Below are 18,015 nucleotides of genomic sequence, written 5' to 3'. Positions count from 1 at the left end.
CTTTCTCCTTAAATACCCAGAATTTTTTTGTTCAGTGACGGGTCGGCATACGACTTACAGAAGTCGTCAAACGATTTGCCGGTGACGCGGATAATATGCTCATCAATGAACTGCGCGCCTTCACGCGCGCCGTCTTCCGCGTTTTTGAAGCAACATTCCCATTCAAGCACCGCCCAGCCATCGAAATCGTAACCGGTGAGTTTCGAGAAAATCGCGCCGAAGTCGGTTTGCCCGTCACCCGGTGAACGGAAGCGTCCGGCGCGGCTGGTCCACGGCTGATAACCGCCGTAGGCTCCGGTTTTACCGTTAGGGCGAAACTCGGCGTCTTTAACGTGGAAGGCTTTGATGCGCTCATGGTAGTGATCGATGTAGGTGAGATAATCGATCCCCTGCAGCACCAGATGACTGGGGTCGTACATAATGTGACACCGTAAGTGATTGCCGGTTTTTTCCAGGAAGCGCTCAAAGGTCAGCCCGTCGTGCAAATCTTCCGTCGGGTGGATCTCATAGCAAAGATCGATGCCCTGCTCGTCATAAGCATTCAGGATCGGCGTCCAGCGTCGCGCCAGTTCGTTGAATCCTTCATCAATCAGCCCCTCTGGCCACTGCGGATAGGGATAGAGATAGGGCCACAACAGGGTGCCGGAAAACGTCACGTGCTTTGTCAGGCCAAAGCGGCGAGAGGCTTTGGCTGCCAGATACAACTGCTCTGTCGCCCATGCCTGACGGCGCTCAGGATGATTGCGTACTTCCTCGGGGGCAAAGCTATCGGCGGGTAAATCGAATGCCGGATGCAGTGCCACTAGCTGGCCCTGTAAGTGGCTGGCAAGATCGGTAAGCGTCAGATCATGCTCACTCAGCACACCGAGAATTTCATCTACGTAGGTCTGGCTCTCCGCCGCTTTACGCAGGTCAATTAATCGCGTGTCCCAACTCGGGATCTCCACGCCTTTAAATCCTTTTTCTGCCGCCCAGCCCGCCATGCCTGCCAGCGTGTTAAAAGGCGCACTGTCTCCCGCAAACTGCGCAAGAAAAACGCCAGGACCTTTAATCGTCTTCATATCCACTCCCGATTGAAAAAAAATGCACCTGCGACTGCACAGGTGCCAATGACACAGAAAGAAATCGTGCTTAGTTCGTCACAAACTTTTGGTAATTCTGTGGCGTGACCAACTGGAACGGGATGAAATTAATGTCCTGCAGTTTTTCGCCTTTAGCGGCTTTCTCCGCCATATCGACAGCACCAAATGCCTGCGTTTTTGCATCCTGGAACACCGTCACCGTGAGCATGCCGCTTTTAATGGCCTGCAGACCGTTTGGACCTCCGTCCGTCCCGCCGACCAGAATATCTTTGCCGATATTCAGACCGTTGCTCTTGATGGCCATCGCAGCGCCGATCGCCATTTCGTCGGCGTTCGCGGAGAGGATGTCAATTTTCTGCCCGGTGAGGATCCAGTTATTCATCAGATTCATACCGTCTTCACGCATCCATTTAGCGGTGTCTTCCAGCACCACGTGCATATTCGGATGCTTAGCGATCACCTCTTTCGCGCCCTGGGTTCTGAATCGAGTGGCATCGTTACTCAGCAGCCCTTTCATAATGGCGACTTTGACGTCCTTGCGATCTTTGACCATCTCCGCGAGATAGCCCATTTGCAGGCGACCCGCTTCTACTTCATCACTGCCGATATAACTCACTCCGTTACCCATTTTGGAATCTGCTGGCATACGGTTGAGATAAATAATCGGAATATTGGCTTTGCGCGCCGCCTCAGACATATTTTTGGTGCCCTGCGTATCCACCGGGTTAACAATAATCACGTCTACTTTGGCACTAATAAAACTTTGCACCTGGCTTAATTGTTTATCAACCGCGCCCTGCCCGTCTTCAAACTGAACTTTCATATCGGGGTATTGCTTCGCATGTTCGATAATATATCCCCTCAGACGGGAGAGAAATACATCATCCATTTGGGCAATACTGACACCGACCTGAATAGCGAATACCGACGGACTGATAGAGAGGAGCGTAAGACAGAGTAAGATGATCTTTTTCATATTGGCCTTCCACAATAGTCGTTAACGTCAGCTTGATGCTGATATGATGATTTTATTATTACTGCTATTACGTAGGGGTGACTTCTACTGCTGATGATTATCGTCCCTGTCTATTTCGATAGCCTTCAATAGATACGGCACAAACGATAATGATTTATTGCATGGCTTTCCCATTATCAAAACCAGCATAATGGAAAGACAACACTCAATATTCGGGCACTTTCTAATATTAAATAAAGAACAATTGAAAGATGAGCGTTCTGGATTATTCCAGGCAGAGCAACTTTCTTTCAACTGAGCTATGAATAGTTGAGGCATCCAGCCTCGCAGGGGCGTCCTGCCTTCTCACCTCTACGTGATTACACTGAGACCCAACTGCGCTCTTTTGAGGACACCAGCGAGGCGTCCACCAGCTTCTGGATCTCGTAAGCTTCTTTGAAATCGGGCCCAACCGCCTGACCGCGGTCGATTGACTGGATAAACTCCAACATCTCGATGGTTTTCAGATCGTTAAAACCAATCTGGTGGCCGGGCGCCGGACAGAACAGCCCATAAGGCGCATGTTCAGGGCCTGCAACAATAGTGCGGAACCCATTGCTGCCTTCACGTTCGCTGAACTGGAATAACTGCAGTTCGTTAAAACGCTCCTGATTAAAAATCAGCGAACCCCGCGTGCCGGTGATTTCAAAACCCAGCTGCATCTTATGACCGGATGCGACCCAGTTCGCTTCGATATGCCCGGCACAGCCACGCGCAAACTTCACGGTGAGACGAGCGATATCATCCACTTCAACCGGCTTCAGGACGGTGGAACCCGCCTGTTCCGGACGGGCTTTTACCACTGTGTCCAGATCGGCAAACAGTTCGGTAATCGGCCCTAACAGAAAACGCGCCATGCCCAGAATATGGCTGCCCAGGTCGGCTACCGCACCTGCACCACCGGTGGGATCAAGCCGCCACGACCACGGCACCTGAGGGCTGGTCATGAAATCCTCGGCGTGAATACCACGGAAGCCGGTAATGTCTCCCAACTCACCCGCCGCAATCAGTTCTTTGGCGTGTTTAAGTAACGGGTTTTTGATGTAATTGAACCCCACCTGCGTGACCACGCCTGCTTTCTCTGCGGCGCGATACATCTCTTCGGCGATGGCACTGTTTGGCGCCAAAGGTTTTTCACAGTGCACGTGCTTCCCCGCCGCAATCGCTGCAAGAGATTGTTCAGCGTGGAATCGGTTGGGCGAAGTGATGGAGATAACATCTATCTCGGGATCATCAATCAGGTCCTGCCAGTTTGTGGTCCAGCGCTGGAATCCATATTGCGCTGCTGCCTTTTCAGCCGCGGCACCATCGATATCCGCCACGCTGACCAACACCGGCTGCACCTCACCTGAGAATGACGCGGCAGCACGCCACGCCATCGCGTGTGATTTGCCCATAAAACCTGTACCGATTAATCCCACTCCAAGCTTACGCATCGTCTTCTCCTTAGTTGAGCTTCACTACCGCATGCGTATCCGCCGACAACTGCGCCGCGTCTGCCAGTCGTAACGCCTGGCAACCGTCAAACACGGTGGTGGGCAAGTCAGTGCCGTCTTTGATCGCACTGATAAACGCCTCCATTTCGAGACGATAGGCATCGGTGTAACGCTGCATAAAGAAGTTCAGCAGCGGACCGCGCGTCTCAGTTTGTTCAGCGCCGTAATGGCGCACGGTGGTTTCGCGTAAATTGTCATTCAACAACATGCCCGCTGAACCAAACACTTCCATACGCTGGTCATAGCCATATACCGCCTGACGGCTGCAGTTGATTTGACACTGTTTGCCCGACGCGGTACGCATCTGCACCATCACCGTGTCGTAGTCACCGAGCGCCTCCAGTGAGGGTTCAAACAGGCGGCTGCCGACGGCGAAAATCTCGGTGGGTTCCTCGCCCAGAATCCAGCGAGCGAGGTCGAAGTCATGGATCACCATGTCGCGGAAGATGCCGCCGGAAGTTTGCAGATACCCTAACGGGGCCAGACCAGGATCGCGGCTGCAGATCATCACCTGATGGAGATCGCCGATATCGCCTCGCTGAATGCGCTGTTTGATTTCAGTGAAACCCGGATCAAAGCGGCGGTTGAAGCCCAGCATGACTTTTTTACGCTGTTCTCCTAAGGCCTCTTCCGCTGCAACCGCTTTGCGGATATCCAAATCAACGGGCTTCTCACACAGCACCGCTTTACCCGCTTTGGCGGCGGCCAGCATCAGTTCGACGTGGGTGTTCGTCGGCGTGCCAATGATCACAGCATCAATGTCTGGATTGTTGATGGCCTCAAGCGGATCGGCGATGGCGATGCCGCCCCAGGTGGCAGCCAGTGACTGCGCGTTGCTAATAAAGGGATCGGCGATAGCAACCAGCGTGGCGTCTTTGTGGCGCGCGACGTTGGCGGCATGCACTTGTCCGATACGGCCGGCACCGAGAATGGCGATTCTGACCATGACATACTCCAGTAGAGAGGTAATTTATTGTTGTTAAGGTAATTGGTTCATCAGGTCATGCAGGGCGAGCACCTGCTGATTAACCACCAGTTTTGTATCCAGACTTCCGTTAAAGAAGTTGACGATGTTTTCCGCTGCGGACACTGACATGCGCATCGCCGCTTCCTCCGTAAGACCGGCCGTGTGCGGCGTGAGGATCAGGCGATCGCTGTGCTGCAGCAGGGCCGCGTTCAGGTCCGCGGGTTCGGCTTTAAGCACATCGAGTCCGGCGCCACCGAGGTGATTTTGTGAGAGTGACTCGGCCAGCGCATTTTCATCGACGATCCCACCCCGTGCGGTATTGATCAGCATGGCGCCGGGCTTCATCAACGCCAGTTCCTCGCGTCCAATCAGCGGCTTTTCACCGCTGAGCGGTAAATGCACGGTCACAGCATCAGCGTGTTGCAAACCCGCCTGGATATCCGTCACGCGACGAACATTCTGCTGCTGGAAAACCTCATCCGGAAGATAGGGATCGTACGCCACCACGTTCATGCGGAAGCTCTGCGCCAGACGAGCCACTTCCCGGCCAATACGCCCAAATCCCAGGATAAACAGCGTGCGGTGCGCAATCTCAACCGCTGAGAAGCTGTTGCGACGGTTCCATTCCCCTGCACGAATGCCACTGTCGAAATAGGTAATGCGTTTTGCCAGAGCCAGCAGCATCGATAGCGTATGCTCAGCAACCGACAGCGAATTCACGTCACCCACAATCGTCAGAGGGATGTTGCGTTCTGTCAGGGCTTCTACATCCACGGAGTCATAACCCACACCATGACGCGAGACGACTTTGAGGTTGGGGGCAGCCGCAATTTCCTTTGCCGTGAGCGGCTGAGTGCGAATCAGCAGCGCATCCGCATCCGCCAGATAAGGGGCATAACTCTCCACGCTGACTTCTTGTACCTGAGTCAGAGTGATACCTTCTGCCTGGCGTAATACGGCCAGCCCGGCTTGATGAATTTTTCCCGCGACCAGTACATGTGGCATCTCAGTATCCCCCTGTCTGAGTGGAACGCTTGTCTACTGATTGTCCTTCATTCAGTTCTCTGAACTGCTGGATGCTGGCGGTCGCCGCTGAGCGCAATAGCTGAACATCGTTGGACACGGTTACCAGATCAAAGCCCCACTCCGCTGCCTTAGCGGCATACGCGGCTGAACCGTTGTGCAGTCCCGCTTTTTTGCCTGCCCGGTGCGCGACATCAACAATGTGTTTGATTGCATCGACGATTTCCGGCTCGTCACGATCAAAGCCGGTACGGTATTTTCGCCCGGTCAAACCGAGGGTCAGATCCGCCGGGCCAATGTAAACGCCGTCCAGACCCGGCGTCGCCACGATAGCTTCAAGATTGTCGAAGGCTTCTGCTGTTTCGATCATGGCAAAGCACACCACGTGATCGTCAGCATACTGGCCATAATCTGCGCCCTCCGAGATGGAGACACGCGTCGGGCCAAAACTGCGGCTGCCGGACGGGGGATAGCGCACAAACGAAACCAACTGCTGTGCCTGTTCAGCGGTATTTACCATCGGACAGATCACGCCCCAGGCGCCCGCATCCAGTGCTTTCATGATGATGCCCGGCTCTAGCCATGGCACTCGAACCATCGGCGCGACACCGCTGGCGCGCATGGCCTGCAGCATGGTTTTGGCTTCGTCATAGCCAACAAAACCGTGTTGCAAATCAATAGTCAGTGAGTCATAACCCTGCTGAGCCATAATCTCGGCGCTGAAGGTATTACCGATGCTCAACCAGCCGTTCAACACGGTTTTATTGTCATTCCAGCGCGCTTTAATGTTATTGAGTTTCATCCCTGCTCCTTAAACAACGATCTGGGCTAATTTGACGTTCATATAGTCGTGAATGCCTTCGCTACCGCCTTCACGTCCCATTCCGCTGGCTTTGATGCCGCCGAACGGCACTTCAGCCGCTGCCAGCGCATAACTGTTAATGCCCACCATGCCGGATTCGAGTTTGGCCACGGCTTCGCGAATACGCGCCGGATCGCGGGTAAAGGCGTAAGCGGATAGCGCATAGGCAGAGTTGTTAACGCGTGCCCACAAATCTTCGTGGTCAGTAAACGAAGTGATAGCGGCAATAGGGCCAAAGTTCTCTTCGGCAATCGCCAGTGCATCGTCTGGTACGTTGGCCAGCACGGTGGGGGCATAGAAGTAACCGCCATTGATATCAAGGCGATGGCCGCCCGTGACCACTTTTGCCCCTTTATTACGTGCATCCGCAACGATGGCCTCAATCGCCAGCAGGCGACGGGTATTGATCAGCGGCCCCATGCCGGTGCCTTCTTCCTGGCCGTAGCCCACTTTGATTTTGCTGGTGCGGCTGGCAAACCCTTCAACAAAGGCCTCATACAGGCTTTCGTGGACATAGAAACGGTCAGCGGTGACACAAACTTGTCCGCAGTTGGCGAATTTCGTCGCCACGGAGAGATCCAGCGCTTTTTCGAGATCGGCATCGTCAAACACGATCACCGGGGCATTGCCGCCAAGCTCCATGCTCAGGCGTTTGATGGTCGCGGCTGAGTCGCGGATCATCTGCTGGCCAAGCTGGGTTGAACCGGTAAGAGAGACTTTTTTCACCACCGGCGAGGCGATTAACGGCTCATAGGTATCTGTTGTCGGCCCCACCACCAGATTGGCCACCCCGGCAGGAATGCCGGCTTTACGCAGACACTCAAAGATCAGCATGGCGGAACCCGGCACTTCATTAGAAGGGCGCAGTACCACGGTGCAGCCCGCCGCCAGCGCGGGGGCCAGTTTGCGTGCCACCAGCACCACCGGGAAATTCCATGCGGTAAAAGCAGCAACAACCCCCACGGCTTCATGGGTCACTTCACAACGACCACCCGGTACGCGACTTTCAACGACACGGCCATAAATACGGCGCGCCTCTTCGGCATGCCAGACGAACTGATCGATGGATAATTCCCACTCACGCTTAGCCTGAGCCACCGGCTTACCGCTCTCTTTAGAGATGGTGATCGCGGCGTCAGCAGTGGCCGCCACCATTTCACGTGCAACGGCCTGTAATAAGTCCGCGCGCAGCCAGGCCTGGGTATTTTTCCAGCCGTCAAATGAACGTTCAGCACAGGCCAAAGCCGTTAAGGTATCCTCAGTCGAGGCCGCGGGAATCGTTCCCAGCAGCAGCCCATTACCCGGATCAGTCACCCGAATCGGTTCTTTGCCGTTACCGTGGCACCATTTGCCATCAATAAACTGTCCAAAATTGTCGTACATGGTTAACTACTCCTTTGGCATCTAAATCGGGCCCGGCGAGTTCGCCGCATTGGCCTGAATGAGCGGGCGATGGCTGATGAAACTCTTCGCTGTTACTGAGCAAGAGACTCATGCAAGCACTGATGATTGCAATAGTAGGATCACAGCAATAAAAATTGCAATACGGGTGCGTCGTGGATTGAATCGCTAAAAATGTGATTTTATTTTGATAATATTCAACGATTTAAAATGATGACGAATATCTTGCAGCAATGGAGGACATGAAATTTAAAATGAATTCTTAGAGTGCTATCACAAAAATCACGAAGATATTTTCCATCGCTGCAGCGAATGGGTTAGAACTAATTGCATGGAAGTTCTTATTGCAATTTTTATTGCGAAAGACAGTTGAAATTGAGAAAGGCAATGCTTCAGAGGTGTGCCGAACATGACGAAAGTAAGCAAAATTAAGTCGGCTGCCCCTCTCTTGCCGCACGAGTCCTATGAGCAAGTCGTTAACGATATTTCGGAACGATATACGAAGTTATCTGAACGACATAAGCAGGCTGCGCGTTACATCACGCAAAACCCGAACACCGTCGCGCTCGAGTCGATCAATGCGGTAGCCGCAAAATGTGGTTTGCACCCTTCTGTGCTGGTGCGCTTTGCCCAGGTTTTTGGCTACAGCGGCTTTAAGCAAATGCAGAGCGTGTTTCAGTCACGTCTGGCCACCGCTGCACCAGGCTACAACGAGCGTATCAATGCGCTGGAAGCTGATTTACAGAAGAATGAACAAAAAGGAAGTGCGGGTTTCCTGCAGAGCCTGGTGATCCGCGATATAGCAACACTGCAGGAGCTGCTGCAGAACGTGACGGAGGCTGACCTCGATCATGCCGCCAGCCTGCTGAAGGACGCTGACACCATTTATCTGATTGGTCAGCTGCGTTCAGAACCGATAGCGATGTTGCTGCGCTATCTGTTCACGATGCTAAATCGCAGAGTGGTGCTGCTCGATGCCGCAGGCGGACTGGCGCCGCAAATGGCAAAAAACATGCGCGACAATGACGTGTTGATGGCCATCGCCTTCCGTCATTACGCGAAAGAAGTTATCGCGATAGCGGATGAGGTGCACGCCAGAGGTCTGCCGATTATCGCCATTACCGACAGTACGCTGTCGCCGCTGGCGAAAAACGCGCGGGTTTTATTTACGGTGCCGGAAGAAGAGTACAGCTTCTCACGTTCACTGGCCGCGCCGGTTTGCCTGGCTCAAAGTATTGCCATGGCGCTGGCCAGTGCGCTGCATCCAGAAAAAACGCAGCCGCGCATTGAAACGATTACAGAACGGGAACAGGCAGATTTAACGCGTAAACGCTCCCGCGCTTAATAGGTAACAACGTTATCTCTTATCCCTTATTGGGGAGGGATAACTGCATGCTGAATTTGCAACTTTTATTGCCATTTTATCCATCAGGCAAATAACGTTGTTGATAGAAACCATGATGCTGTTATTAGCGTCCCATAAGAGTGAGTGACATTATGGCTACCATTCGTTGCACAACAGCTCAGGCAATTGTTCGCTACCTGAGCAATCAGTTTACGGAAGTTGACGGGAAACGCGTTCCACTGTTTCCCGGGGTCTATGGAATTTTTGGCCACGGCAACGTGACCTGTCTGGGTGAGGCGCTCGAAGCCGTACAAGATACGTTGCCCACCTGGCGAGGTCAGAATGAACAGTCGATGGCTTTTGCCGCCGTGGGCTTCGCGAAAGCCATGGTGCGTCGTCAGATTATGGTGGTTACGGCATCCATTGGTCCGGGCACCACCAACCTGCTAACCGCTGCGGGCGTGGCGCATACCAGCCGTTTGCCGGTATTAATGATTTGCGGTGACAGTTTTGCGCGCCGTGTGCCGGATCCGGTGATGCAACAGGTCGAGCATTTCAATGACCCTACGCAGACCGTCAATGATGCATTCAAGGCCGTCACCCGTTACTGGGATCGCATCACCTGGCCTGAGCAGATTCTTTCCTCCTTGCCGCAGGCAGTCGCCACCATGCTCGATCCGGGTGACTGCGGCCCCGCGTTTATTGGTGTATGTCAGGACGTGCAGGAAATGGCCTATGACTATCCGGAAGCCTTCTTCCAGCCTCGCGTTCACAGCATGCCGCGCCCACGTCCGGATACGCAACTACTGGCGCGTGCCAAAGAAACGTTGCTGCGGGCTAAACGGCCTCTGATCATTTCAGGCGGCGGCGTGCGTTACTCGCAGGCTGAACAGGCGCTGGAGCAGTTCGCCCAGGCGCATGGCATTCCGGTGGTTGAAACCATCGCTGGCAAAGGCGCCCTGACCCACGATCACCCGCTGCATATGGGGCCGGTCGGCATTCTGGGATCGACCTCAGCCAATGACCTGGCAGGTAATGCGGATGTAATTATTGCGGTAGGCACCCGTCTGATGGACTTTGTCACCGGTTCCTGGACGGTATTCGATGACAACGCGCAGTTTATTGCCTTAAACGCCGCGCGTTTTGATGCGCACAAACACCGCGCCATTCCGCTGGTATGTGACGCGCGTGAAGCCCTGACTGAGCTGGATGCGGCATTGAGTGGATGGAAAGCAGACAGCAACTGGCTGGAGCGTGGTCGCAAAGCCTTTGCGGGCTGGAATGATCTGATTGCATCGCGTCAGGAGCGAACCCAAACCTCGGACGATCCCACCTACGCACAGGTTATTGGCGTAGTGAACGCCCAGGCAGCGCCCGAGGATTACATCATCAGCGCTGCAGGCGGCTTACCCGGTGAGCTGGTGAAAGGCTGGAAGGTGAAAAATCCAGGCACTTTTGACTGCGAGTTTGGTTTCTCCTGTATGGGTTACGAACTGTCCGCCGGCTGGGGTGTGGCGATGGCCGAACAGGATCGTGACGTGTTCGTCATGATTGGCGATGGCACCTACATGATGATGAATTCTGACATCTACTCCAGCGTGCTCTCGGGCCATAAATTCATTCTGATCGTGTGTGACAACGGCGGCTATGCGGTGATCAACCGACTGCAAAATGCCAAAGGCGGCGCATCCTTTAATAACTTGTTGAAAGACTGCCGCGTTCAGGAACCGTTCCACGTTGATTTCGTTGCCAATGCCCAGTCAATGGGTGCACTGGCCCGCAAAGTGAACTCGCTCGATGAATTGCAGGAGGCGATCGTCTGGGCGAAAGGCAATGATCGCACCACAGTGATAACGCTGGCCACGCATGCCTTTGACTGGACACCGGGTGATGCCTGGTGGGATGTCGGTGTGCCAGAGGTGAGCGCCCGCGAAAGTGTTAATCAGGCCCGCGAAGAGCACGTTGCCGGGCGTAAAAATCAACGCGTAGGCATTTAACAGGAGTCTTAAAATGCTGAAAGCCAAATTAGGTATTGCCCCGATTGCGTGGTCTAACGACGACCTGCCTCAGCTCGGCGGGGATACGCCACTTGCTACCTGTCTGAGTGAGAGTCATCTTGCTGATTTCCAGGGGGTAGAAACCGGCGGGAAATTTCCCAAGACCAGCGAGTTGCTGAAGCCGCTGCTGCGGGAATATCAGCTGGATCTGGTTTCGGGTTGGTACTCCGGCACCCTGCTGGATAACAGCGTCGAAGACGAGATCAAGAAATCGCTGCCGCAAATGCAGCTCTTCCGCGATTGCGGTGCGGTATGCCTGGTTTACGGTGAAACCGCTGGGACAATTCAGAATCAACAGGATGTCCCGCTGGCAAAGCGTCGCCGTCTGTCGGATGCACAAGTCGCTGAATACGGTGAGAAGCTCTCTCGTTTCGCTGAATTTTGTACCGATTTTGGTGTTCCACTGGCCTTCCACCATCACATGGGGACGTCGATTGAGGACGAGAATGATATTGACCGTCTGATGGCCGCCACCAGCAAAGATGTTGGGCTACTGTTTGATTCGGGGCATCTGACGTTTGCGGGTGTTGATCCGCTCAGCATTTTAAAAAAACACGGCAGTCGTATCAATCATGTTCACACCAAGGACGTCAGAAAAGAGGTGTTAGCATCGCTCGACTGGAATAAAGACAGTTTCCTGGATGCGGTGCTGAAAGGCGTTTATACCGTGCCCGGCGACGGGATGATCGATTTCGAGGCGATCACCCGGACCCTGGCTGAAATTGGCTATCAGGGGTGGTTTGTGGTGGAAGCCGAGCAGGATCCGGCCAAAGCCCCACCGCTGGAATATGCACGTATTGGAAATGGCACGCTGCGCAAATGTCTCAGCGCAGCGGGATACACTATTGTTGAAGGAATCATCTGATGAATCAGTTTTCAGGAAAAGTCGCGATTGTTACCGGTGGAACCCAGGGTTTAGGTGCCGCTATCGCCCGCCACTTTGCGCAGAATGGCGCGGCGGGTGTGGTTATCTGTGGCCGCAATGAAGCAAAAGGAAAAGAGATTGCTGCCCGGCTGAATGCGGAAGGCGCAACCCGCGTTGAATTTGTCCGAGCCGATCTTTCCTCGGTTGAAGACTGCCGCAAAGTTGTGGCGACGACGGATGAGATCTTCAGCCGCGTGGATATTTTGGTGAATGCCGGCGGGATGACCGATCGTGGAACCATCCTCGATACGGAGCCTGAACTGTTTGACCAAATGTTTGCCACCAACGTGCGCGGTCCCTTTTTCCTGATGCAGGAAACGATCAAGGTTATGCGTCGAGAAAAAATTGAAGGCAGCATCGTCAATATCTGCTCAATGTCATCACTGGCGGGCCAGCCTTTTATTGCCGCCTACTGCTCTTCAAAAGGCGCGCTGGCGACGCTGACACGCAACACCGCTTATGCCCTGCTGCGCAATCGCATCCGCGTAAATGGCCTTAATATCGGTTGGATGGCATCTGAAGGTGAAGACCGTATTATGCGCACCTATCACGGCGCCGAAGAAAACTGGCTGGAGAAAGCCGCAGCAGAACAGCCGTTTGGGCGTTTAATTTCGCCAGAAGAAGTGGCGCGCGCCGTGGCATTCCTCGCCAGCGATGAGTCAGGGCTGATGAGCGGTTCCATGATCAATTACGATCAAACTATCTGGGGCGCCTATGATCAGGCGGATACGCCGGATAATCCTCTGTAATTTCGCCTAATCGATACCAGCCCATTTAACTGGGCTGGCATCCGTATTTTTCACTAAATTGATTTAATGAGGTTGTGATGGATATTAAACAACTCAGTGAGATACAGTGTTTTTATACGCATTTCCTGGTCAAAATCAGACAACTCGAAACCAGCCAGTTTTACAGAAAACAATCCACCGAATATAAGAAGTCAGAATTATCAGAATGGCTGATTCATCATAAATCCGCCAAAACCTTCGGTGAACACGTACGCCACGAAATTTTTCATATGCTGGAATTAGTGGCATCGGAAGTGACGGTCTGCGAACTCGAGAAGAAAATAGGCAATCTGGAAAGTAATTGTGAGGGCATACGGCTGGAGCTTGAGGATAAGTTGCAACTCAGGGACGTTAAAATAACCCCGAACTGGCAGCGGCGAATATCGGAACGCGTGTGATTGGTGTTGGATATGATGTTGTTAGCGACTATGAAGGCGGTTTATCTCGCTGTGATCGTGCGGGCGGAATAACTTAACGATGAAGTTAAGGTTAGTGAACAGGCTGATAACCGACATTAAGATGATTGGCTAACTTGACGAGCCGTTTATCGAGCGTCCAGAGCGTTGCTCCGGGGGTGATGAGAGCAGATGCAAGCAAGTTGATATCCACCAGGCCACACCCGTGTCCATACAGCATTTTATTTTCAATAAATGCCATCACCTCACTCATGCTGGCTTGATGGCATTGCGGTAACAGGTTCAGGTCACGGAGTGTGTGCACGCGGGGCGCTGGCGGAGTGCCGCAGGCAAGTTCTCCAATCACCATTGGATGAATCAATACCAGGTCCCCGCTCAGTAACCGCACTAACTCTTCATTTCTGTTTTTGAAATGATCTACCCAGACAGATGTATCAACCAGAATGGACATTATGCAGACGGTTCCTCGCGACGGCGGGGAATGCTTTCCATTTCAGGCGCTGCGCCACCCAATGAAGCAAGGCGCTTTGCCGCTTGTACCCGAACAAACGTTTTCATCGCTTCACGGAAAATATCAGCCTTGTCCATATCTGGATCGGCCATATCCAGAGCCTGAGCATACAGCACATCATCAATCGTCACTGTAGTACGCATCTCGCCACCTCATATGATTCACAAACTGATGTCATCATGCATCAAAATATGAATCAGGTCAATTTCTCACCGCGATGATGACTTGGGTAAGAAGCGAGCAACATCGATGGCAATGATGATCGTAGCTAAGCGTGCATGCATTTCACCAAATTTCATCCTTCATTGCCTTGGATAAAATCTTGCGAAGACGATCAGGACATCAATCGCGCTGCTATCGGAGATGTGAGATTCCATTGCAGCACGATTGATTCCATGCATGACAGGCTTGCCAGAGACTTTTAACCCGCTAGCAGGCTGTACCAGCGTATAAAAGCTTGTCCGGAAAGCCCCGCCCGGTTAACTCAGTTGATAAAACGCACCAGCTTCCACTTCACTCAGCGCGAGTTTTTGCACCGTGCCGGTCTCAGATGAGCGCACTGCTGCTTCAATCACCGCCATGACGGCAATCGCCTGAGCGGGAGAAACTGGATTAGCCTGCTTGCCCGCCAGCGCATCACGCACCTGGATGTAGTACTGACGCTGGTCGCCTTTTGGTGTTTTGAGTGACGTGACCTGCAGATTACTGTCAAACACCATCAAATCATCCTGATCTTCGCCCCAGGTCACGGAACCCGGCACGATGCCAGCAATCAGTTGCGCTTCCTGCTGGTCGGCTTTGGGTTTGACCACGCTGCCCTTATCCCCGTGAACGGTAAAGCGTGACACGCCACCCGCGGCGAGCATGCTGGCATGCAGAATCACTTTATGCTCCGGGTAGCTGAGCGTGACGTGTGCCCAGTCATTGCTTTTACCGCCATGACGCAGTACGGCGATGTCACCAGATACGGTTTCTGGCAGTCCGAAAAGTTGCAGCGCCTGATCGATGATATGAGGCCCAATGTCGAACCATAAGCCGCTACCAGGAATATCGTGTTCTCTCCAGCGGTCGCGCACTTCCGGGCGGAATCGGTCGATGTGAGACTCGAAATGTTTGACCTGACCGATCGCGCCTGAATCGATGACCTTTTTCACCCCCAGGTAATCGGTATCCCAGCGGCGGTTTTGAAATACTGAGAGCAGTAATGTCTTCTCACGGGCCAGTGCTGCCAGCTCTCTGGCCTCTGCCAGATCCAGCGTAAAGGGTTTATCCACCACCACATGCTTACCGGCGTTCAATGCCAGCTTCGCCAGGGGTGCATGAGTCGCATTGGGCGAGGCGATCACCACCAAATCAATATCTGCATGCTGGATGGCCGCTTCCGGGGAGTCGAGAACGATGACGTCAGGCAGGTCTTTTTTGACCTTCTCCTCACTGCCGGATGAAACGACCTGAAGCTTCAAACCGGGAACGGATTGAATTAAAGGGGCATGAAATGTTTTGCCGACAAATCCGTAGCCGATGAGGGCGACGCGAATCTCTTTCTGAATACTCATTTCTGACTCCTCTTGCCATTAAAAATGTGTGATGTTGACCTGTGTAGCGTCGGTGACGTCAAACTCGCTCCAGGGCGCATCAAGGAAAAGTTGATGGATATCGGTGAGCGGTGCGACCAGATAGGGTTCACAACGGTTGAGCTTCATATGATCGGCCACCACCCAGTGTTCGCTGCTTGCCGCCAGCATGGCGCGCTTCACCTCAGCGTCACCCTCCTGGCTGGCACTCAATCCAAACCGGGCATGCAGCGCACAAGCCCCCAGAATGGCGATGTCGGCACGATACTTTTCAAGCAGAGATAGCGTGGCGCTGCCGGAAAACAGCCGTTGTTGCTTGTCCCATTTGCCGCCCAAAAGAATGAGTTCGACATCCGGCTTATCACTGAGGTGATGGGCAATATCCAGTGACGTAGTGATGACCGTTGCTGGGCCTTTTAGCAGCGTGGCGACCGCCAGCACTGTGCTGCCCGCATCCAGAAACAGCGTGGCACCTGCCGGTATTTTTTCCGCCACCTGCCTGCCAAGTTCAACTTTGACATCGGGAATCAGTGCGCTGCGCTGGTGGCGATTCATCACTGACAGATCCTGTGCCACGGCTCCACCATGGTTTTTCTGCGCCAGACCCTGTTTTTCCAGATCGGCCAGGTCGCGGCGCACGGTATCCGCAGAAACCTGCAACTTTTCAACAAGCTGCCTAATTCCCACCTGCCCTTTTTCAAGCAGCAATTCCATCAATAATTTTTGTCTGGCTGTTTTATGCATGCCGATCTCAAAACCGCAAAATATTGCAATATACAGCAGAATACAGCAAGAAAGAGGCAGTTAATACCCTTTTACAGCGATGAAACGCACGCTACATCGACAGCAATGACGAGCGTAGCAAGATGGGAATGTTAAGATGCGGTGTGAACCAGTTATCGGGCAGGGATGTAGCCTAAGAGGTGGAAGTTGCCGTTCTTGTAGCTGCGATTGATGGTTCCATTTAAGGAAAACACTATTCAGGGCGAAGACAATAGAGATTTTGTTGAGATGGTTAAGGACCATGAAACGGCCCCGACATTAATCATGGCAATATTTTATCGGTGACAAGCTGCCGTATGAAACTATTGAAATATTAGCCGGGTTACGGGTGACGTAATCCGGCTATCTCCAGCGGACAGGTTTGCTGCTCTTTAAGCCTGCTTTGCCCCCTTCTATGCTACATGCCCCAACTCTCCTGCCAGGCTGTCCAGAGCAGTGAATCTTCCATTTCAAGCGCGTCAAGTTTAATCAGCTCGCCTGCTGCCACATCACGAGTCAGGACCTTATTGGACAATAAATAGTAAGGGGCTACCTGTTCAGCGTCCGCTTTTGCTAACAGACGTGCACTGACATCAGGAATGGTATGGTGATGTCCGCCCATTTCCAGCAACTCGCCCTTTTTCAAATCACGATCCGCATAACCGGCCATCACGGCATAAATTGCCTGTTGGGTTGATCCTGATGAACGCTGATGCAGTACAGCAGAGAAAATCGAGTGCGGCGATTCCAGCCCCATAATATGGTAAGGCAGATAGATACAGGCGTATTTGCGATTGCGTCCCACCACATGCCCTTTACCTGCGAGCATTTCCCAGGTGTCATCATCTTTACAGCGTACGATGATAAATACGCCCCCACCAAAGCTCACTTCGTCATCACGGCGCAGGCAGTTGAAAACATCAACCACTCCTGTTTGAGTCAGAATGCCGCCATCTTCGACCGGTATAAAAACATCCGCCAGTTCGCTGATGTGGCAGAGTGGATAGTTCAACGTATCACTGGCGGGTACCAGGGCAGCAGAATTGGCCACCACATTCATTTCACAATAATCAGGAGTAGCGCTCAACGGAAGCATACTGAGCAGTGTTTTTCGCTCAGCCAGCGTGGATTGAACGTCCTCCCCCAAGGCCCAATGCCCGGCCAGGCCCTTAGCCTCAACCTTGCGACCACAATAATCCAGCTCTCCGCTGGCTTGTGACCAGACATAGTCATACTCGCTGGATTTACCCGCAGCGATTATCTCGAATCCGAGCACACGAGCCCACGTTATTAATCCCAGTAAGTTTGCAGGCTGGTCACCATCCACCGTGGTATAGACGACGTTATTTTTTAATGCCATTTGATTCAGCCAGGGTCCTGCCACTGAGTCGGTCTCTTTGCTGACCATCCCCACATGAACCCCGCGTTGCAGTGCATTCACTGCGATGCGCACGCTGATCTCGGGCTTACCCGTAGCCTCTATGACCATATCCAGTTCAAGGTTATCCAGCAGATTAAAATCAGCAACAATCGCTGTTTTCCCTTGCCCCTGGGCGGTCTGTACAGAGACAGCATCTTCACACACTGTGGCTTGTTTACCGTAGTTCAACTCCTGCAGCAGATCCTGTGCACCTTGAGTGTTCAAGTCGCACAATGCCACGATGTCCAATGACGGAATATCACGGCACTGAACCAGCAGTGAGCGGCCAAATCCGCCCGACGCTCCAGTGACTGCAATGCGGATACGGCGCGATTTAAGTGCATCAAATAACAATTCGTAATTCATGATGT

At 53.0% G+C, this 18,015-nt stretch carries 17 protein-coding genes; 5 read left to right on the top strand and 12 right to left on the bottom strand.

Features of this window, described 5'->3' with window-relative positions; genetic code table 11:
* Positions 1-8 precede the first annotated feature (8 nt).
* From QMZ30_RS11095 to QMZ30_RS11065, 7 genes are all read right to left on the bottom strand, one after another.
* The gene (locus QMZ30_RS11095) at positions 9-1,061 is read right to left on the bottom strand and encodes a sugar phosphate isomerase/epimerase family protein (protein ID WP_283227404.1); all 1,053 of its coding nucleotides are present in this window, start codon (positions 1,059-1,061) and stop codon (positions 9-11) included.
* Between the two features lie 70 nt (positions 1,062-1,131).
* Positions 1,132-2,058: a substrate-binding domain-containing protein gene (locus tag QMZ30_RS11090; RefSeq protein WP_283227403.1), complete on the bottom strand. Its 927-nt coding sequence runs from the start codon at positions 2,056-2,058 to the stop codon at positions 1,132-1,134.
* A 359-nt stretch (positions 2,059-2,417) separates the two neighbouring features.
* Positions 2,418-3,533: a Gfo/Idh/MocA family protein gene (locus tag QMZ30_RS11085; protein WP_283227402.1), complete on the bottom strand. Its 1,116-nt coding sequence runs from the start codon at positions 3,531-3,533 to the stop codon at positions 2,418-2,420.
* 10 nt (positions 3,534-3,543) lie between these two features.
* Positions 3,544-4,539, bottom strand: a complete 996-nt coding sequence (gene iolG / locus QMZ30_RS11080; RefSeq protein WP_283227401.1) for an inositol 2-dehydrogenase — start codon at positions 4,537-4,539, stop codon at positions 3,544-3,546.
* Between the two features lie 33 nt (positions 4,540-4,572).
* On the bottom strand, positions 4,573-5,565 hold the full coding sequence (locus QMZ30_RS11075) for a hydroxyacid dehydrogenase (RefSeq protein ID WP_224934630.1): 993 nt from the start codon (positions 5,563-5,565) through the stop codon (positions 4,573-4,575).
* A gap of 1 nt (position 5,566) precedes the next feature.
* Positions 5,567-6,385 (bottom strand): HpcH/HpaI aldolase family protein, encoded by an 819-nt coding sequence (locus tag QMZ30_RS11070; protein ID WP_283227400.1) that lies wholly within the window; start codon positions 6,383-6,385, stop codon positions 5,567-5,569.
* Positions 6,386-6,394: 9 nt separating this feature from the next.
* Positions 6,395-7,828, bottom strand: coding sequence for an NAD-dependent succinate-semialdehyde dehydrogenase (locus QMZ30_RS11065; protein WP_283227399.1), 1,434 nt, complete (start codon positions 7,826-7,828; stop codon positions 6,395-6,397).
* Between the two features lie 427 nt (positions 7,829-8,255).
* Between QMZ30_RS11065 and QMZ30_RS11060 the strand changes: the two genes are divergently transcribed.
* The 5 genes from QMZ30_RS11060 (at position 8,256) to QMZ30_RS11040 (ending at position 13,359) form a co-directional block, all read left to right on the top strand.
* Positions 8,256-9,191: a MurR/RpiR family transcriptional regulator gene (locus tag QMZ30_RS11060; RefSeq protein WP_283227398.1), complete on the top strand. Its 936-nt coding sequence runs from the start codon at positions 8,256-8,258 to the stop codon at positions 9,189-9,191.
* Between the two features lie 152 nt (positions 9,192-9,343).
* Positions 9,344-11,188 carry a 3D-(3,5/4)-trihydroxycyclohexane-1,2-dione acylhydrolase (decyclizing) gene (gene iolD, locus QMZ30_RS11055; RefSeq protein WP_283227397.1) on the top strand — a complete coding sequence of 615 codons (1,845 nt, stop codon included), beginning with the start codon at positions 9,344-9,346 and terminating at the stop codon, positions 11,186-11,188.
* 16 nt (positions 11,189-11,204) lie between these two features.
* A complete protein-coding gene (gene iolE / locus QMZ30_RS11050; RefSeq protein ID WP_283227571.1) occupies positions 11,205-12,113 on the top strand; it encodes a myo-inosose-2 dehydratase in 909 nt (302 codons plus the stop codon).
* Positions 12,113-12,922 (top strand): SDR family oxidoreductase, encoded by an 810-nt coding sequence (locus tag QMZ30_RS11045; protein WP_283227396.1) that lies wholly within the window; start codon positions 12,113-12,115, stop codon positions 12,920-12,922. Before iolE ends, QMZ30_RS11045 begins: the two co-directional genes overlap by 1 nt.
* Before the next feature lie 77 nt (positions 12,923-12,999).
* On the top strand, positions 13,000-13,359 hold the full coding sequence (locus QMZ30_RS11040) for a hypothetical protein (RefSeq protein WP_283227395.1): 360 nt from the start codon (positions 13,000-13,002) through the stop codon (positions 13,357-13,359).
* 91 nt (positions 13,360-13,450) lie between these two features.
* On the opposite strand, the gene QMZ30_RS11035 is transcribed toward QMZ30_RS11040, so the two are convergent.
* From QMZ30_RS11035 to QMZ30_RS11015, 5 genes are all read right to left on the bottom strand, one after another.
* Positions 13,451-13,828, bottom strand: a complete 378-nt coding sequence (locus QMZ30_RS11035; protein ID WP_283227394.1) for a type II toxin-antitoxin system VapC family toxin — start codon at positions 13,826-13,828, stop codon at positions 13,451-13,453.
* Positions 13,828-14,031, bottom strand: coding sequence for a type II toxin-antitoxin system VapB family antitoxin (locus QMZ30_RS11030; RefSeq protein ID WP_034830833.1), 204 nt, complete (start codon positions 14,029-14,031; stop codon positions 13,828-13,830). Before QMZ30_RS11030 ends, QMZ30_RS11035 begins: the two co-directional genes overlap by 1 nt.
* Positions 14,032-14,367: 336 nt before the next feature.
* Complete coding sequence (locus tag QMZ30_RS11025; protein ID WP_283227393.1) at positions 14,368-15,444, bottom strand: oxidoreductase; 1,077 nt, start codon at positions 15,442-15,444, stop codon at positions 14,368-14,370.
* Positions 15,445-15,462: 18 nt separating this feature from the next.
* Positions 15,463-16,206 (bottom strand): DeoR/GlpR family DNA-binding transcription regulator, encoded by a 744-nt coding sequence (locus QMZ30_RS11020; RefSeq protein ID WP_283227392.1) that lies wholly within the window; start codon positions 16,204-16,206, stop codon positions 15,463-15,465.
* A gap of 436 nt (positions 16,207-16,642) precedes the next feature.
* Positions 16,643-18,010, bottom strand: coding sequence for a hypothetical protein (locus tag QMZ30_RS11015; protein WP_283227391.1), 1,368 nt, complete (start codon positions 18,008-18,010; stop codon positions 16,643-16,645).
* Positions 18,011-18,015: the final 5 nt, after the last annotated feature.

This window comes from Pantoea sp. EA-12 (assembly GCF_030053355.1).
GTDB lineage: Bacteria > Pseudomonadota > Gammaproteobacteria > Enterobacterales > Enterobacteriaceae > Pantoea > Pantoea vagans_C.
Note: the sequence above shows the minus strand (reverse complement) of the source record. Positions and strands in the feature narration are given on the sequence as shown.

Excerpts from the sequence above, each read along its gene's own strand:
- QMZ30_RS11075 (WP_224934630.1), bottom strand. The coding sequence starts at position 5,565 with ATGCCACATGTACTGGTCGCGGGAAAAATTCATCAAGCCGGGCTGGCC.
- QMZ30_RS11030 (WP_034830833.1), bottom strand. The coding sequence starts at position 14,031 with ATGCGTACTACAGTGACGATTGATGATGTGCTGTATGCTCAGGCTCTG.
- QMZ30_RS11090 (WP_283227403.1), bottom strand. The coding sequence starts at position 2,058 with ATGAAAAAGATCATCTTACTCTGTCTTACGCTCCTCTCTATCAGTCCG.
- QMZ30_RS11045 (WP_283227396.1), top strand. The coding sequence starts at position 12,113 with ATGAATCAGTTTTCAGGAAAAGTCGCGATTGTTACCGGTGGAACCCAG.
- QMZ30_RS11035 (WP_283227394.1), bottom strand. The coding sequence starts at position 13,828 with ATGTCCATTCTGGTTGATACATCTGTCTGGGTAGATCATTTCAAAAAC.
- QMZ30_RS11040 (WP_283227395.1), top strand. The coding sequence starts at position 13,000 with ATGGATATTAAACAACTCAGTGAGATACAGTGTTTTTATACGCATTTC.
- QMZ30_RS11085 (WP_283227402.1), bottom strand. The coding sequence starts at position 3,533 with ATGCGTAAGCTTGGAGTGGGATTAATCGGTACAGGTTTTATGGGCAAA.
- QMZ30_RS11065 (WP_283227399.1), bottom strand. The coding sequence starts at position 7,828 with ATGTACGACAATTTTGGACAGTTTATTGATGGCAAATGGTGCCACGGT.
- QMZ30_RS11020 (WP_283227392.1), bottom strand. The coding sequence starts at position 16,206 with ATGCATAAAACAGCCAGACAAAAATTATTGATGGAATTGCTGCTTGAA.
- iolD (WP_283227397.1), top strand. The coding sequence starts at position 9,344 with ATGGCTACCATTCGTTGCACAACAGCTCAGGCAATTGTTCGCTACCTG.
- QMZ30_RS11070 (WP_283227400.1), bottom strand. The coding sequence starts at position 6,385 with ATGAAACTCAATAACATTAAAGCGCGCTGGAATGACAATAAAACCGTG.
- QMZ30_RS11060 (WP_283227398.1), top strand. The coding sequence starts at position 8,256 with ATGACGAAAGTAAGCAAAATTAAGTCGGCTGCCCCTCTCTTGCCGCAC.
- iolG (WP_283227401.1), bottom strand. The coding sequence starts at position 4,539 with ATGGTCAGAATCGCCATTCTCGGTGCCGGCCGTATCGGACAAGTGCAT.
- QMZ30_RS11015 (WP_283227391.1), bottom strand. The coding sequence starts at position 18,010 with ATGAATTACGAATTGTTATTTGATGCACTTAAATCGCGCCGTATCCGC.
- QMZ30_RS11025 (WP_283227393.1), bottom strand. The coding sequence starts at position 15,444 with ATGAGTATTCAGAAAGAGATTCGCGTCGCCCTCATCGGCTACGGATTT.
- QMZ30_RS11095 (WP_283227404.1), bottom strand. The coding sequence starts at position 1,061 with ATGAAGACGATTAAAGGTCCTGGCGTTTTTCTTGCGCAGTTTGCGGGA.